15 protein-coding genes are annotated in these 16,812 nt (G+C 54.3%); 13 read left to right on the forward strand and 2 right to left on the reverse strand.

Going from position 1 to position 16,812, the window contains the following annotated elements; genetic code table 11:
• Positions 1 to 100: 100 nt before the first annotated feature.
• A complete protein-coding gene (locus tag B1748_RS21885; protein ID WP_087570078.1) occupies positions 101 to 1,657 on the forward strand; it encodes a TolB family protein in 1,557 nt (518 codons plus the stop codon).
• Between the two features lie 76 nt (positions 1,658 to 1,733).
• Positions 1,734 to 3,269 carry an ABC transporter substrate-binding protein gene (locus B1748_RS21890; RefSeq protein WP_087570079.1) on the forward strand — a complete coding sequence of 512 codons (1,536 nt, stop codon included), beginning with the start codon at positions 1,734 to 1,736 and terminating at the stop codon, positions 3,267 to 3,269.
• A 112-nt stretch (positions 3,270 to 3,381) separates the two neighbouring features.
• On the opposite strand, the gene B1748_RS21895 is transcribed toward B1748_RS21890, so the two are convergent.
• Positions 3,382 to 3,957 (reverse strand): C40 family peptidase, encoded by a 576-nt coding sequence (locus tag B1748_RS21895; protein WP_087570080.1) that lies wholly within the window; start codon positions 3,955 to 3,957, stop codon positions 3,382 to 3,384.
• A 260-nt stretch (positions 3,958 to 4,217) separates the two neighbouring features.
• Here B1748_RS21895 and B1748_RS21900 point away from each other — a divergent pair, with 260 nt between their 5' ends.
• The 6 genes from B1748_RS21900 (at position 4,218) to B1748_RS21925 (ending at position 8,340) form a co-directional block, all read left to right on the forward strand.
• Positions 4,218 to 4,514, forward strand: coding sequence for a LiaF transmembrane domain-containing protein (locus B1748_RS21900; RefSeq protein WP_087570081.1), 297 nt, complete (start codon positions 4,218 to 4,220; stop codon positions 4,512 to 4,514).
• Positions 4,515 to 4,571: 57 nt separating this feature from the next.
• Complete coding sequence (locus B1748_RS21905) at positions 4,572 to 5,258, forward strand: PspA/IM30 family protein (RefSeq protein WP_087570082.1); 687 nt, start codon at positions 4,572 to 4,574, stop codon at positions 5,256 to 5,258.
• Entirely contained in the window at positions 5,246 to 5,782 is a 537-nt protein-coding gene (locus tag B1748_RS21910) for a PspC domain-containing protein (protein WP_087570083.1), read from the forward strand. Before B1748_RS21905 ends, B1748_RS21910 begins: the two co-directional genes overlap by 13 nt.
• Before the next feature lie 4 nt (positions 5,783 to 5,786).
• Positions 5,787 to 6,509, forward strand: a complete 723-nt coding sequence (locus tag B1748_RS21915) for a PspA/IM30 family protein (RefSeq protein ID WP_087570084.1) — start codon at positions 5,787 to 5,789, stop codon at positions 6,507 to 6,509.
• Positions 6,510 to 6,610: 101 nt separating this feature from the next.
• On the forward strand, positions 6,611 to 7,627 hold the full coding sequence (locus B1748_RS21920; protein ID WP_087570085.1) for a sensor histidine kinase: 1,017 nt from the start codon (positions 6,611 to 6,613) through the stop codon (positions 7,625 to 7,627).
• 62 nt (positions 7,628 to 7,689) lie between these two features.
• Positions 7,690 to 8,340, forward strand: coding sequence for a response regulator (locus B1748_RS21925; RefSeq protein ID WP_087570086.1), 651 nt, complete (start codon positions 7,690 to 7,692; stop codon positions 8,338 to 8,340).
• Between the two features lie 17 nt (positions 8,341 to 8,357).
• Here B1748_RS21925 and mobB read toward each other — a convergent pair whose 3' ends face one another.
• On the reverse strand, positions 8,358 to 8,924 hold the full coding sequence (gene mobB, locus B1748_RS21930; protein WP_087570087.1) for a molybdopterin-guanine dinucleotide biosynthesis protein B: 567 nt from the start codon (positions 8,922 to 8,924) through the stop codon (positions 8,358 to 8,360).
• 103 nt (positions 8,925 to 9,027) lie between these two features.
• Here mobB and B1748_RS21935 point away from each other — a divergent pair, with 103 nt between their 5' ends.
• From B1748_RS21935 to B1748_RS21955, 5 genes are all read left to right on the forward strand, one after another.
• On the forward strand, positions 9,028 to 10,446 hold the full coding sequence (locus B1748_RS21935; RefSeq protein WP_256975855.1) for a molybdopterin molybdotransferase MoeA: 1,419 nt from the start codon (positions 9,028 to 9,030) through the stop codon (positions 10,444 to 10,446).
• A gap of 302 nt (positions 10,447 to 10,748) precedes the next feature.
• A complete protein-coding gene (locus tag B1748_RS21940; RefSeq protein ID WP_087570089.1) occupies positions 10,749 to 13,070 on the forward strand; it encodes a helix-turn-helix domain-containing protein in 2,322 nt (773 codons plus the stop codon).
• Positions 13,071 to 13,278: 208 nt separating this feature from the next.
• The gene (locus tag B1748_RS21945) at positions 13,279 to 14,196 is read left to right on the forward strand and encodes an ABC transporter permease (protein ID WP_087570090.1); all 918 of its coding nucleotides are present in this window, start codon (positions 13,279 to 13,281) and stop codon (positions 14,194 to 14,196) included.
• A 14-nt stretch (positions 14,197 to 14,210) separates the two neighbouring features.
• Positions 14,211 to 15,086, forward strand: coding sequence for a carbohydrate ABC transporter permease (locus B1748_RS21950; protein ID WP_087570091.1), 876 nt, complete (start codon positions 14,211 to 14,213; stop codon positions 15,084 to 15,086).
• A gap of 126 nt (positions 15,087 to 15,212) precedes the next feature.
• Complete coding sequence (locus B1748_RS21955; RefSeq protein WP_179215737.1) at positions 15,213 to 16,799, forward strand: extracellular solute-binding protein; 1,587 nt, start codon at positions 15,213 to 15,215, stop codon at positions 16,797 to 16,799.
• The last annotated feature ends 13 nt before the right edge of the window (positions 16,800 to 16,812 follow it).

Raw genomic sequence — 16,812 nt, forward strand, 5'->3', positions numbered from 1 at the left:
CTCGTTGCCGGAGTTCGGGGTTTTTCGTTTCTCCAATCGCAACCCAACCTTCTCGGCAAGCGTCTAATAGTTAACCAGGTGCTGGAAGGGGAAGGTCGAAATGAAAAAAACAGTTATTTTGATCCTGTTATGCGCGTGTTTGGCCTTAACGGGGTGTGAGGGGGAGGAAGCGGAGAGGGAGTCCAATGCAGTTACCCCGCAGCCTACTTTGCAGACGATGCAGACGGTGTCCGCGACTCCGGTTCCAACGACGGAGAATGGGACGATAGGAGCGGTTGAAAAGGTGGAAACGGAGAATGGGTTCCGGCTCGCAACCGATGGGACATACAATCCATTTCAATTGTTCACGGCAGCCAGCGACGAAGGAACGCCATATGTCGTACACGTTCTGACAAGCAATGAGTCGCTAGTGAACGGTGTCCGGTTTGGAGCCATCGCCGCAGTCATCCATCCCGATAGCGGAGAATTTCGAACCTATCCGCTCTTCAGCGCCATAATCAATGACAGCTACGCGGCTCACTCGATAGCGAAAGCTTACGGCATGCTGGACAGCCGCCATCTTCTGTATATCGCTGTCCAAGGCGCGAACGACGAAGGAGAGGTTCAATCCTATAGCGTAGAAAAGCTGGATATTACATCCGGCGAAAAGACCGTAATCGTACCCGCAATCCGGGAATTGGACTCGATATCCCAAGAGGAGCATTTTGCGCCGGGATGGATGACGGCATCCGGAGAATCACTCGTGTTAAACAGCTATTCGGAAGGAAAGCTTTGGGTGATAGATATTGCGGACGGCGAAGTACGGCAATTGCCGAAACAAACGAAGCATAGCTGGCCTTTTTTTCTAACATCGGTATCGCCGGACGGCGAATTGATCTGGCATTTGGACAGTGACAATAGTCGATTCGTGTTGCTCGATTTAGAAGGGAACGAACGATCAACCGTTCCTTTTTCTTCGGAGGCCATCAGGGGGCAAAGCGGCTGGTTTTATTGGAGCCCGAACGGAAAGTACGCCATATTCGATGACTCATCCACCTCCGAGCAAAACCCTGTTATTTATGAGGACTCCGAATTCTCGCTAAAGGCGATGAACAAGCTGAACATCTATACGAGGGAAGGAAATGGACAGAGCATCATGTTCGATCGGAGCAAGGGGCAATTCGTTGAGGTTGCCGGATGGCTCGGGGCAGAGGATGAGTATGCGGTGCTGCGTTTCTATGATGTGGAGGGCGCTTCTGCATCGCTTGTACCGGATAACGTCAGCTTCTTGCTTCTTCATCTGCCGACCGGCGGGTTGACGGCTCTCCAGCCAAACGCGGATAGACTGCCGGGCGAGAAACTCGAGCTAGCTTCTCTCTATAAGAGCAGGCCAGGTCTGCGGGAGCCGCTGCTGCTGGTAGATTTGGACAGCCATACTTACGTGCTTCTGTCAGATAGCGGAGCTTGGGCGAAGCAATCCTCTAATGAAGCTTCAAAACGAGCTTGGATTGAGGCGGCGTCCCAACTAGGAGGCACTCTTCTGCATTGGGAAGGAAAGGATGACACTCGGGGAATTGAGAAGGAGAGCCTCGTTTTGCAAGAGAATGTAAGGGAGATAAGCTTCGCGGGAGAGAATTGGATCGTCACGGAGGATATGGTCTACATTCGAATGGACTGATATATTGCTTTTTGATTGTGATCCATTAAAATAGAAGTAGCTGGAATGAAACGGAAAAAGATGGGGGAGAGCGTCGATGCCGTGGAGATACTCGAAAGGTTCGATTGTTCGCGCTCTGCTGTTGGCGCCAATGATGCTCTCCTATCTGTTGCTGCTTGGAAGCTGTTCCTCCCCCAATGGAAATGAAAGCGCTTTTCGAAGGGATGCGTCCACGGATCAGCCTCATGAGACGGCAGGACCGTACACGATCAAATTCGTTTATACGGGAGCGGGGCAGAAAGATGAGGCTGCGGTGGAGGCTGCAATTAACGACTACCTAAAGGGCAAGCTGGACGCTAGAATCGATCTGATGCCCATTGATTGGGGACAGTGGGAGGACCGAATCAATCTGATGATTGCTTCCCGCGAGAAGGTGGATGTCATCTTTACGGCGCAATGGAACAAACATGCGGTCAATGTCGCCAAGGGGGCATTTCTGGAGCTTTCGGAGCTGCTGGATCGCTATGGGGAAGGTATTCTGGCTAGTCTGGATCCCGCTTTCTTGAGCGGTTCCAAGATCGATGGAGGCAATTACGGCGTACCCACCAACAAGGAGTTGGCCGCACAGGGGGGCATTATCTACCGGAAGGATATCGCGGAGGAACTGGATATCGATATGTCTCTCGTCCACACGATTGCGGACTTGGAGCCCGTCTTCGCCCGAGTTAAAAGTATGAAGCCGGACATGACTCCCATCTATATGAGGCAAGGCGAGACATTCAATGCTCATTACATTGGCAACTATGACGCGCTCGGCGATACGTCGATCCCCGGCATCCTGCTCAAGGACGGAGACAGTACCGAGGTTAAACCGAATTATGAGACGGAACGATATGTGGAGACGCTGCGCATTACGCGCGAATTCTATCAGAAGGGCTACATTAATAACGATGCGGTCACCAACAGTACGATGAATATGGACGCTTTAATGGGCGGCAGCGTATTCTCCATTACCTCTTCGCTAAAGCCCGGCAAGGCTGAGGAGATTGCCATGGCGACCGGGCTGGTCGGCAAGCTGGCGCAGAGAGAGCTGAATGCCAAGACGATCTCCACCTCGGAGACGGCGGGCTCCATGCTGGGCATCTCTTCGACGTCGCAGCGGCCGGATCTGGCCATGGCGTGGATCAATCTTCTTCATACGGATCGCGATCTCAACAATTTGGTCAACTACGGGATTAAGGGCATGCATTACGAACAAGCGGGAGACGGCATCATTAGACAAACGGACCGAACGCAGGACTACAATCCTTCTTCGAACTGGATGTTCGGCAATCAGTTCCTGAACGACGTATGGGATACCGAGGATCCGGACAAATGGGAGAAGTTCCGGGCGTTTAACGAAGGGGCGCATCTGTCTCCAGGATTGGGCTTCGTCTTCGACAGCGCTCCTGTCAAAGCCGAGGTGGCAGCCGTCGTTAACGTGGACCGTCAGTACTTGAATGCGCTGGATACCGGCACGGTGGATATCGACCATGTGCTTCCGCAATACGAAGAAAAGCTGAAGTCGGCGGGGATCGCCCGGATTATCAAAGAGAAGCAGAGGCAATTCGATGCTTATCTGGCGGCAAAATAGAATCTGACGGCTATGCGGTCAGCAGACGCAGAAACGCCGCGGAACGCGAAAGATCGCGCGCCGCGGCGTTATTGGTTGTTGCTGAGTGCATACTTATAATAGAAGCAATTTTTTAGAGGACGCTGCTGCCGAAGATCATGCGGTGTTCCCACTGCGTGCCCTTGACGGAGTCGACGCGTACGCCGCCGCTTTTCTTGGAGTAGGTGTGAAGAATGCGGCCGTTGCCCAGGTAGAGACCGACATGCGTCACTTTCTGCTTCGACTTGCTTAATTTGCTGTAACTGGATGCGGAAGAACCTTTATAAGACATAAAGAACACGAGATCGCCGCGCTTCAGGCTGGACCAGCTTGTCTTTACGGTAGAATTTTTTTTCACCCACGCAGCTTGGGTTGCGGACGAGCCGGGGATGGTTACCCCTGTTGCCTGCTTATAGATATGCTTTACGAAGTCGGAGCAGTCAAACGTCCGCGTTGTGCTGCGGTTCGAGCCGAACTCGTAAGGCGTACCCATATATTTGCCGCCGAGCTTGATCGTTGCTTCGATTTTCGAAGATTTGGATGCGCTTGCCGTAGCGGCATGGGCATGTCCATCGATTGGAAGCGGGACGACTCCGGTTGTCAGCAAGGCTGTTGCGACTACGCTGGCGATCAGGCTTTTCTTGATTATATGGCGTTTCGTAGTTGTCATTTATGATGCACCTCCTGGTTGATAGCTATACCGTAACATGGCAGGAAAGCGTTTATAACCTGCAAAAACTGGGTCTTTACCCAATTCCGCTTCTTGAGACGGGTTGGCGACTCGACCAAAGTCTAGTTCAGAAAGTGCCGAAAGTCTGTTTTGCCAAGGCTTTAAACCATCTATACTAAGTACATAAGCAAGAGCAACAAGATTTAACGCGGAAGCGAATATGAAGAAATTCTAATTGTAGAGAGGAGAGAAAGTTGGAGATGAATGGAAAAAGCGCACTTGGCGTATTACTGATTATCGTAGGCGGACTAGCTGCCTTGAACTTTCTGAACATCGACTTCGGCCGGATTATCGGCTTCCTGATTCCGTTTATTCTAGTGGGCTTCGGTATTCTGGGGTGGATGAATAACAAAAGGCTGATCGGCGGCATTCTAATCGGATTGGGCGGCATCATGCTGCTAGGCAAGCTCGGCGGTCTGCTGATGCTGATCCTGGCAATCGGATTGGTTGTAGCAGGCGTATCGTTGTTCAAAGGCGGAAATCGGAGAACATATTAAGGGATAGGCGGATGAGCGGCTGATACGCCGCTCGGAACCTTCGAGGAGGATACAGAGATGAGCATCGTAAGACGAATTCGCGACATCACCGTCGCAACGCTGAACGAAAGGCTGGAGAAGGCCGAGGATCCGGTTCGGATGATCGATCAATTCCTCTGGTCCACCAGGGAAGATATCATTCAGGCAGAGAAGCTGCATCAGCAATATACGAATCATTCCAATCACCTGAGAGCTCAGTGGCTGCAGGCCGAATCGCAGAAGGAACGCCGCGAACAGCAGGCGATGACCGCCCTCAAGGCGGGCGAAGAGAATATGGCGAGGTTCGCGCTTCACGAGAAGGCGACGGCTGATGAACGAGCGGCTCAATACAAGGATTTGTTCGAACAGAGCAGACAGCATACATTGGAGCTGGAAGAACAGCTTCGCGAGATGCGCAGCGAATATCAAGCGGTCTATGACAAACGCGAATATTATGCGGCACGCATGGAATCCATCAGGCTGCAGCAACGCTTGAACAGCCGCTTCGGCGGATATGGAGAGAGCGGCCCGCAGCCAGGGGCGATGTTCCGCCGGATGGAGGATCGCATCAACGACCTGGAGACGGAAGCAAAGAGCATCCGGGACGTACGCCGAATGGGGCATGAAATGGACGGCTCTGGCCTTGGAAGCACGGTTAAATCGGTGATCGATCGAGAGCTGGATGAGTTGAAGCGTAAACTTCAGAAGGAAGGATGGTCATCTTGAGAAAATTATATCGCTCTACGCGCGACAAAAAGCTGCTGGGTCTGTGCGGCGGACTCAGCGAGATGTTAAACGTTGATGCTACTTTGCTCCGGATTCTGCTTGTCGTCGTGACGATTTTTACGAGCGGTACCGTCATCTTTATCTACCTCATCGCAGGTATGGTTATCCCGAAGGAGCCGCCGATCCATGGCGGATACGGTCACGGCGGGTACGGCCCCGGACCCGGCCCTGGAGGATACGGCGGGTACGGCGGTGGCCATAACGGCGGCTACAATAACGGCGGTTACAATAACGGTGGATACAGCAACGGAACATATGGCTCTGCCAGCGGGCAACAAGGACCATACAATGCGTCGTATGGAACTTCGACTCCCCCTCCTCAGGACAAGTGGGGATACCGCAAAGAGGATCCTGCAGCGACACCCGGATTCGACAGCATGATGGACGATCTTGAGAAGAAGGCGCTAAGACGTGAAATCGACGAATTAAAATCCAAAATCGCGAAATACGAGAAGGGAGAATAATATTATGGGAATCTTCAAAAGAATGAAGGATATGACGAAAGCATCGGTAAATGAGGTACTCGACAAAATGGAGGATCCGGTAGTCATGCTGAACCAGTATCTGCGTGACATGGAATCCGAAATTCATCAAGCTGAGGTAACGGTTGCCAAACAAATGGCGAACGAGCGCCGCATGAAACAGCGTCTTGACGAGTCGGTACGCAGCGCGTCCGACCGCGAATCGAAGGCGGAAGCAGCATTGCGCGCCGGCCAGGAAGAGCTTACTCGCAAGCTGCTGGAAGAGAAGCTGTATTTTGACCAGAAGGTGACGGAATATATCGATCTCCATGCACAAGCGAAGGCGCAAGCGGAAGAGCTGATGCAGCAACTTCACGGCATGAAGGAAGAATTCTACCAGCTTCGCAACAAACGCAACGAGCTTGCTTCCCGCGCTCAAGTTGCCAAGGCGCAGAAGCAAATGGCTCAGCTTAGCGCGAACCACACCATCGACAGCGGTTCTGCTTCCCGCGGCTTCTACCGGATGGAAGAGAAAATTATGCAGCTGGAGGCGGAAGCGGATGTTCTTCGCACCCCTTACGGCAGCTACAGCGGCGGTTCGGCTGGATCCACGCCGGTCAGCTCGGCAGATCTGGAGAAGCGCATGAAGGTTGACGAGCAGTTCGAAGCGCTCAAGAGCAAGCTGAATGCGGGCAATGCTCCTGCGGCAAACAACGACGCAACAGAATAATGAGGACGAAATGAGGAAAGCGGCGGACCGGAGACGGTCTGCTCTTTCCTGCTTTGCCACGTTGAACAACCTCATATACAATTACATAAGGAGCGTTCCAGATGCAAGCAGAACAAGATAAGCGCAGCCAGGGCGATGAAGGTCCAAAGGCAGCCCGCAAGCGCAATACGGCGGAGACGGTACTTTGGCTGCTCATTATCGTCAGTCTGGCGGTCATCGTTCTGCAAGGACTCGATGTAGTGGAGCTATACACGCTCAAGGGCAAATGGGCCGTCATGGGATTGATCGGCGTAGGCGGCGGACTTGTGGCCGCAACGATTATGAGTTATCTTCAAAATTCCAAGCTGAAGGCCGCGCTCAAGAGACTGACGGAGCAGCAGCGCAAACGTCCTTCGTATACGGTAACGATTGATTCCAATGATCCCGATGCCGTTAGCCCGGATGAACTTGCCGATGATCCTAATTGGAGGGAAAAGGTCAGGTTCACCGCGGTCATCGAAGAGAGGCAGCGTCTGGCTCGCGAGCTTCATGATGCTGTCAGCCAGCAGCTGTTCGCCATCTCGATGACGGCTACGGCTGTCAGCCGTACGATAGAGCGGGACTGGGAACGGGCGAAGCGTCAAGTGCAGCTCATCGAGGAAATGGCGGCGGTGGCGCAATCCGAGATGCGGGCGCTGCTTCTTCATTTAAGGCCTGTCCATTTGGAGGGCAAGAATCTCGGTCAAGCGTTGAAGGCATTGATTGAGGAACTGCAGCAAAAGATACCGATGGAAATTACGCTCGAAGTCGACGAGACGATTACGCTGCTGCCAGCAGCGGAGGATCATCTCTTCCGAATCGCTCAGGAGGCTCTGTCGAATACGCTGAGGCATTCCAAGGCGGACAAGATGCATATCCGCCTGATGCGTCTCGACAATCGGGTTCATATGACCTTGCAGGACAGCGGCATCGGCTTCGATCTGGAAGTGAAGAAACAAACGTCGTACGGTTTGCTCACGATGGAGGAACGCGTGAACGAGCTTGGGGGCAGCATGCAAATGATGTCCCAGCCTGGAGAAGGAACGACAATACATCTGTGGGTGCCGGTAGACGGCCAAGTGAAGGCCGGGGCTCAATAAATCAAGGTTGCGAACAGCGGAGTTCCGGATGGTAACAACCTACTGGGGGAGAGATGGAAGATATGGAGGCGCCAATCAAAGTGCTGCTGGTCGACGATCACGAGATGGTGCGTATCGGACTTGCAGCCGTGCTGGATACAGAGGATGGTATCGAGGTAGTGGGAGAGGCCAGCAATGGCCCGGAAGGTATACGGCTGGCTACGGCTTATAAGCCCGACATTGTATTGATGGATCTGGTCATGGAGGGCATGGATGGCGTCGAGACGACGGCTAAGCTGCTGGAGCAGCATCCGGATTGCAAGGTTATCGTACTGACGAGCTTTATCGACGACAGCAAGATCTATCCCGTCATCGAAGCGGGAGCCTTCAGCTATCTGTTGAAGACATCCCGCGCAAATGAGATCGCCGAGGCGATCCGCGCGGCGGCGCGCGGCCAATCCGTGCTTGAGGCGCAAGTGGCCGCGAAGATGATGAACCGGTTCCGGCAGCCCAAACAACAGGAGAAGGCTCCTTTGCACGACGACCTGACGGAACGCGAGATGGATGTTCTCAAGCGGCTCGCGCAAGGCAAGTCCAATCAGGAGATCGCGGACGAGCTGTTTATCGGCGTAAAAACTGTAAAGTTTCATATTACGAATATTTTTAACAAGCTGGATGTGGACGACCGTACGCAAGCCGCGATCTATGCCCATAAGCAGGGAATTGCGGAGTAACAAAAAAAGCTGCGGCGTTATAAATGTTTGGCGGCCTGGGAAAGAATGTACGCGGCGATTTCCTCGGAATCGTTAACGCTATAAGCGGGCAGCCCGTTTAAGCGCTCTGTGACGGCAGGTAGGGACAGAGCCTCAGGCCATAGGACGGCGGCGCTTATATGAGATAAGCTGGCGAGCAGCCCAGCGTCGACTTCCTCTCGTACGAGCACGAGCTTCGGATGTGTCTCTCTCTTAAAGCCTTCGACCAGGACGATATCGACATGCTGCATATGAACTAGCAATTCGGCAAGCGATGACGGTTTGTTGCTTAGTATTGCACTACGTCTCGAAGAGGATATGGCCGTTATGTCGGCGCCTGCCTGTTGATGCCGCCAAGTATCCGTGCCGCGTTCATCGATGGTGAAATCATGAGCATCGCTTTTAACTGTGCCAACCTTATAATTCCGCTGCTTCAGCAGCTCCGTCAACCGGCAAACCAAAGTGGTTTTGCCGGTATTTTTGTATCCGACGACTTGGATGACGAAGGGGCGGGCAGGGGGATTGGCGTGAGGCTTCATAAATTCGTTGTGCTGCGGATTCGCCATAGAGAAGCTCCTCTCGAGATCATTTTGCTCATCTTACCATATTTTTGCGGGAAGATGCGGAATCTGGAGAGATGAAATTGATGCTTATGGCAGGTTGTCTCACTTGCTCTGTGATACAATGGAGGAAGAGAGATGGGCTCAAGTTCATGGACTTGGAGGAACGTGCATGGGGAAAGAGAAGGGGTCATTGGATGGCGTGGAGCGAGTAAACTCGCCAGGGAGCGATGGACGCTTTAACCGGCGGGCGATTACGCCGGAGGAGGCGCAGCGGCGCGTCGTTGCCGCTGCAAGAACTGTCGGCAGCGAGCTGGCGCCGCTGGCCGAAAGCGGCGGCCGCCGCCTCGCGGAGTCGCTGCGCGCGACGAGCGACTGGCCGCCGTTCCCGCGCGCGGGGCTCGACGGCTACGCCGTGCGCGCGGCGGATACCGCGGGAGCGGCGCCGGACTCGCCGGCGTTGCTCCGCGCAGCGGCTGCGGTCGCGGCGGGCGAGCTCGCCGCCGCGGCCCTTGCGCCGGGGACGGCTGCGCGCGTCATGACAGGCGCGGCTGTCCCCGAAGGAGCCGACGCGGTCGTCATGCTGGAGCAGACCGCGGAGGCGTCTCTGGCCGGGGGCGCAGCGGCGGTGCTCGTGCGAGCGGCCGCCTTGCCCGGCCAGAACGTGGCGCCCCGAGGCGAGGAATTCCGCCTCGGGAGCCTGCTGGCGGAGCCCGGCATGCTGCTGAGGCCGGGCCACGCCGCTTTGCTCGGCACGTTCGGCTATGCCGACGTGCCGGTGTACCGGCGCCCCCGCGTGGCGATCTTTGCCACCGGCAGCGAGCTGATGCCGGTGGCGGCGCCTGCCGCGCCGGGGCGGATCCGCGACAGCAACAGCGCGATGGTCGCGTGGATGGCCGAGCAGAGCGGGGCGGTGCCTTGGCTGTGCGGCACGCTGCCGGATGATCGGGCGGCGGTAGAGGAGGCGCTTCGCCGCGCCTCGGAGGAAGCCGACCTCATTATAACGACGGGCGGCGTATCCGTGGGCGACTACGACGTGATGGCTTGCCTGCTTCGGGAGCTGGGGGCTGCAGGAACCCGCGTCTACGGCGCCGGAGCGGACGAAGTGAGGGAGAGCGGCCTCTTGTTCAACAAAGTCGCGATGCGTCCGGGCAGTCCGACTTCGGCCGCGATATACGAAGACAAGCTGTTGCTGTGCCTATCCGGCAACCCCGGAGCTTGCTTCGTCGGCTTCGAATTGTTCGCGCGCCCGGCACTGCTAGCCATGCAGGGCTGCGCTTCGCCGCTGCCGCGCAAGATAACCGCGAAGCTGGAGCTTTCCGTATCCAAGGGCAGCCCGCATATCCGCTTCGTTCGCTCTCTCCTCCGGTATGGAGAAGACGGTATTATATACGCCGACCCTCTTGCGTTCTCCAAGTCCAGCATGATGGCTTCAATCGCTGATGCGGAGGGACTCGTCATCATTCCCGCGGGCCCGCAGGGGCTGGAAGCGGGAGAATGGGCGCAAGTGATGTTGCTGCCGACGTGAGGGCATGCCCGGCAAGTACGGTCCGGCTGCAACGGAAACGCAGCCATCATTGCCGTCCGATCTTGAATCGTTCATCCATTAGCCTCGAATTCCGGGTAAACGGGAGTTCGGGGTGTTTGGCGTAGCCGGCTAGCTTGCCATCTGAAATAATGTTAATGGATGCGTAATGCCGAAGCTGGTAGGGCGATCAAGCTTGTGTTTATGCGCCTTAAAGGCGATTCGGAAGAAATGCCAATGGAATCGTAATGGTCATTATGGCATCATAAAAGGAAAAGAAGAATCAAGTCAGGGGGAAGCACGGCGTGAAAAGGCTTTCGATGAGAATCAGAGCTTCCTCGAAGTGGATAACGCAAACACTTCTGTTGTCGATCATTCCCGTCATTTTGTTCGGATCCTTGATCTACTATATGGGTTCGCGGATTGTACAGGAGGAAATTCACCGTTCGTCCATGGAAAGCTTGTCCCAAGTTCGGCATCAAGTGGAATCCGACATGGTCAATATCGAACAGATGTCGAATCAGATCGCGCTGCAGTCCGATATCATCGCGCTGATGAACATTCAGAACGAAACGACGCTTGGCGCGTTCCCGCGAACCAACGCCGTCCGCAACCAGCTCTCCCAGATCAAAAACGTAACGGATACGATCCATTCGATTTATTTTTACCATATAGGCCAACAAATTATCGTGAATCACGATATCGTCTCCAAAGTGAATGAAAGCCGCGTGTTCCGCGATGTATCCTGGCTGGATAACGTAGACGATATGATCGCCGCCAGAAGTCTCCAGAAGTGGGTGGCTCCAAGAGAAATCGTCAGCCTGAATGGCGAAGCCACCTCGACACTGACGCACATTCGTTTGCTGCCGATGCTGTACAAGGAACCCAAAGCGGTCATCGTCGTTAATATGAAACCCGACTTTCTGCAACGGACAATCTCCAGGTTTCCCCTGAACGCGGAAGGCAAGCTGTTTGTGATGAACAAGGAAGGGCAGCTGATTGCCCGTATGCCGGACGAGAGCGGGGAAGGCGACAAGGACGATGCTTTACTTCACGAAATGAGCCGGATTTCGCAGGAGGGCGTCCGGACGACGAGGGTCGGCGAACATTTCCTTTCCGTGCTCCGATCGGACAAAAACGGGTGGACTTACGCCATTGCGGTGCCTGCCTACGTGCCAAGGCAGCCGGTAGAAGAATTCAAGCGAATCATAATTATCATTACGGTTGTTTTGTGCTTGATGGTCGTATACTCCGCCTATTTCACGCACAGTAAATTTCAGCGAAGCATCCGATCCATTCTGGATAGGTTATCGTCGGCCCGTCCTTCCGAACATCCACAGCTGCAAGGAGATGCGATTGCGGTGATGGAAGAGGGCATCAATCGGCTGCTCGCCACGGTCAAGGAAGGACAAAGCAAGCGGGACGTACACCTTTCCTTCCTGAGATCGCACTATCTTCATTCCCTAATACACGGCAATGCAGTCGATGTGTCGCGGCTGGCCAAAGAGATTGACAGGAGCGAGTTGTTCCCGCTCGGCAAGCTGTGCGTCATGATCGCGCAGATGGACGAATCTGGGCAAAGCTCCTTCCGGGCGGAGCGAGAGCTGTTTCTGTTCGCGGTGTCCAATATCGGGACCGAGCTGAACAAGCTGCAGGAGCAGGATGAATCGACGTTTCGGATGGAGTCCATTATTACGGATCGGCACACGGTGCTGATCGTTAATTATCCCGATGGCGAGGATCATGATAAGCTTCCGGTGACGCTTGCGGACCAGTTGCGATCGGTCGTCAAACAAATTCTGAAGCAAACGATTACGATCGGCGTAGGCTCTGGCGTCGATTCCGCCCACGATCTCGCTTATTCCTACAGGGATGCGCTCCAGGCGCTTCGCATGAATGTGGCCAGCGCCTATGACGAGGTTCTTCCTTATGCCAATATGACGCTGGTTGCGGAGAAGCTGGTTCATTATCCCGCAGCCGAGGAGCAGGAGCTGCTCCATGCGCTCCGTTCCAGAGACGGCGCCCTTGCCGAACGGAGTTTGAAGGCGTTTCGCGACGAGTTGGACGGCGAGCATGCATCGTTGCAAATGGCCAAAACCTTTTATTTGCAGCTGCTGGTCGCCGTGATCCGTTTGGTGCAGGAGTATGAGGAGGATATCGCAGCCGTGTTCGGCGAAAATCCGTACGAATCCTTTTTCCGCATGGAATCCATTTCCCAAATCGACAACTGGTTTCGAGAGTGGCTGATGAGTCCGATTCTGCGCTACATGGACTCCGTCAAACGTCGCAAGACGGATACGATCATTAAGCAAACCGTCGATATGATCCATGACCGGTATTCGTCCGATCTTTCGCTGCAGATGGCGGCGGAAGAGTCGGGGATCAGCGTTTCTTATCTGAGCAAGTTGTTCAAGGAAGAGCTGGGTGAGACCTTTATCGATTATGTGACCCGGATCCGGCTGGAGAAAGCGCAAGGGCTGCTGGTCGAAACCGATCTCAACATGGGGCAAGTCGCGGAAGCCATCGGTTATACGAGCGTGCAGCAGATGTTCCGCGTGTTTAAGAAGAAGCTTGGCATGACGCCGGGAGAATACAGAGAAAGCGCCAAAACGAAAGAAAAGGAATAACGTCTCCGGCGTCGCCACCCCGCGATGCCGGAGTTTTTTGCGTCCTGCCGCCCATTACGGCAGCACGAACCTATTTTTTATGGCTGCTGCTGCCCTCCCGAAGCGGGGAGAAATCAATTCAAAAAGTGTCAGTAGCGGCGAAATGCACATTACGGCTACATTGATGTCAGGCGGTTGCCGAACTAACCAAACGTTAAGGAGTGATGGGGTGAGACATAGCGGAATCAAGGCAACTCTTCGTTCCTATGCGTCGAATAAATATTTGATTCTCATGTTTTTGCCGGGTTTTTTATTGTTTTTGCTATTTCAATATGTACCGATGTACGGCATTCTGATCGCCTTCAAGGATTTCAAAATTTTGGAGGGCATCATGGGAAGTCCCTGGGCGGGCTTCAAGCACTTTCAATATCTGTTTGCGGGCGAAGGGTTTACCGACGCGCTGCGAAATACGGTTATTATCGCTTTGCTGAAATACGCTTTTGTATTTCCGGCTCCCATCGTGCTCGCCATATTGTTGAATGAAGTGCGGCTGAGCTGGTTTCGGAGGAGCATCCAGACCATTACGTATTTGCCGCATTTTTTCTCCTGGGTTATTCTCGGCGGCATTTTGTTTACGTTCCTGGGGCGCGACGGAGGATTCAACCGGATTTTGGGCTACTTCGGCTTTCAGCCAATAAGCTGGCTAATCGAACCTTCCTACTTCTATGGCATCATCGTCGCGACGGATATCTGGCAAAGCGTAGGCTGGGGTTCCATCGTCTATTTTGCGGCACTGGCGGGCATTGATCCCACCTTATACGAAGCGGCGATCGCGGACGGCGCCAGCCGATGGAGAAGGATCTGGCATATCACGCTGCCGGCCATTACGCCTGTCATTACGATCATGCTGCTGCTGTCGATCGGCAATTTCCTGTCCGTCGGCTTCGATCAGATCTACAACCTGATGACCGCCACCACCTCCAAAGTGGGCGATATTCTGGATACGTACGTGCTGCGCAGGCTGTTGACGATGAATTATGAGCTTGGAGCGGCGGCGGGCGTGTTCAGCTCGACCTTCGGATTGCTGCTGGTCATTCTCGCCAACCGTTTGGTCAAGCTGTACGATAAAGACCAGGGCATCTGGTAGAGGGGAGAGACAACATGCATCATCGCACAAGAAGCGAAAAAATATTCGACGGCATCAACATAATGGCTCTCCTGATTCTGGCTTTTCTGACGCTGTATCCTTTTTTATATACGCTTACGATGTCGCTCAGCACGCCGGTTGACGCGAAGCTGCCCGGCCTGCATCTGTTCCCGATGCGTCCGACGCTGGAATCGTACGAGAAGGTGTTCGCCCAAAGCGGTATCGCGCAAGCCTTCCTGAATACGGCGCTGCGAACGGTCGGAGGTGTCGCACTGGTTTTGCTATTTACGTCATTGTCGGCGTATCCGCTATCCCGCAAATCGTTTCCGCACCGCAGCCTCATTATGAAGCTTTACGTCTTCAGCATGCTTTTCAGCGGCGGACTTATCCCGATGTATTTGCTGATCCGCAATTTGGGACTGCTCAACAGCATGTGGGCGCTTCTTCTTCCGGGCGCCGTCAGCGCGTTCAATCTGATCATTATGCGCAATTTCTTCCAAGCCATTCCGGAGGAAATCATGGATTCGTCCAAAATCGACGGAGCGGGCGAGCTTCGCACGTTCACCTCGATCGTGCTTCCGCTGTCGCTGCCGGTGCTTGCGGTGGTGGCGCTATGGTCGGGCGTCAGTCATTGGAACGCCTGGTTCGACGCGATGATTTATATTCATGATATGGATAAGCAAGTGCTGCAGTTGTTCGTCAGACGAACCGTTATCGAGGAAAGCGACGCGCTGGCGACCCAGGCAGAGCTGCTGCATGCCACAACGTATTCTAAGGAAACGCTAAAGGCCGCAACCGTCATGATTGCGACGCTGCCGATCCTGTGCGTCTATCCGTTCATTCAACGCTTCTTCGTCAAAGGCATCATGTTGGGCTCCGTCAAAGGATGACAGGTATGGGCGCACCAATATGCCGATACACGGCGACGGAGTGCCCGTTCCACGCCATAATCGGTATCAAGTCGCAAGACTTCGTACAATAGATGCAATCCTACATTACGAATGGGGGAACTACAAATGGTATTGAGAAAAGGAAAAAAGGGCTTGGCGTTGAACGGTATGGCGCTGATGTTGGCAACGACGCTCGTTATGGCTGGATGTTCCGGGAACTCCGGCAATGGGGCGGAGCCGTCGCCATCCGCATCGCCGGGCGGAAGCCCGACACAGGAAGCGGCGGGGGGACCTGAGCCGGTCGAGTTGACTTGGATGGTTAACGATGTGATGCTGCCGGATTCATTCGGCGAGAAGTTTGTGGAGGAGAAGTTTAACGTCAAGCTGAATATCGTGTCCATTCCGCGCGCGGATTACGCCCAGCGCCAGCAAATTATGATGACGACGGGCGAAGTGCCGGACGTCATGATCGTCATGGACCCCAATGAAATGAAGAAATATGCGGATCAGGGCTTGCTCGCCGAGGTGCCGATGGAGCTGATCGAGCAATATGCGCCGCGCACCAAAGCGGAAATCGACAATAATGCGCCGCAAGGCTGGTTCTATACGGAGCACAAGGGCGTCAATTACGGCGTGCCGACGTTGTTCGGCGGCAAAAACACGACGCCGATCGCATGGCGCGTCGACCTGCTGGAGAAAGCGGGAGTAACCGGAATCCCGGAAACGATCGACGAAATGACGGCGGCTTTTGAAGCGCTGAAAGCCATTAATGTATTCGGCATGAGCTCCAACGGCAATTCCGATTACGCGGCTTTCCAAAAAATATTCGGCGCTTTCGGCGTTATGCCGATCCAGTGGACGGTAAAAGACGGCAAGGTGACGAACGGCGCCGTTATGCCGGAAGCCAAGGAAGCGTTGACGCTGCTCGCCGATTGGTATGGAAAAGGGTATATCGATCCCGAATTCGTGACCGGACAAAATTTGGGCGAAAAGTTTATCGACGGCACCTTTGCTTTTAATGACAATGCCAGCATATTCACGACGGACGAAAGCAACCCCAACTCCGCGGTTTCCGCACTAAAGGCGATCAATCCGGATGGCAAAATCGAATTCGGGGCGTTGCCGAAGGGACCTAGGGGCGAAAGCGGCGGATGGTCGTGGGGAACGGCGGCCAACGGGATGTCGTTCGGCGCTCATATGAAGGACCAGCCGGAGAAGCTGCAGCGCGCGCTCGAAATTATCGATGCCGTCATCAACGACGAAGAGGTGTATGTGCCGCTCGCTTACGGGACGCAAGGAACGCATTGGGATTTCAAGAACGGCACGGACCTGAAGGAAGGCGTCAAATATTTGCCGCCGTACGACGATGCGGTCAAGATGCGGGAGGAAGGCATTAAAGTTGGAGAAACGTTTTTCGGCGGACGTCCCAACTTCGAAATCTTCTACAAATATTACGGCGACCAGCTTCGGGAAATCAATGAAAAGTATGCCGCGAACCCGGTTGCCGATATTTTCGGCAAACCCGACATCCTGCCTTCGGCCGGACAATATTGGGGCGAGCTGAAGAAGCTGAAAATCGAAGCCTACGCCGCCATCATTCGCGGAGATCAGCCGATCGACTATTTCGACAGCTTCGTGAAGCAATGGAACGACATGGGCGGAGAGCAGCTGCAGAAGGAAGCGCAGGAGCTGTACGATTCGCTGCAATCATAATCGGCGCAAAGTT

The sequence above is a fragment of the Paenibacillus sp. MY03 genome, from assembly GCF_002165585.1.
Classification (GTDB): Bacteria; Bacillota; Bacilli; order Paenibacillales; family Paenibacillaceae; genus Pristimantibacillus; species Pristimantibacillus agaridevorans.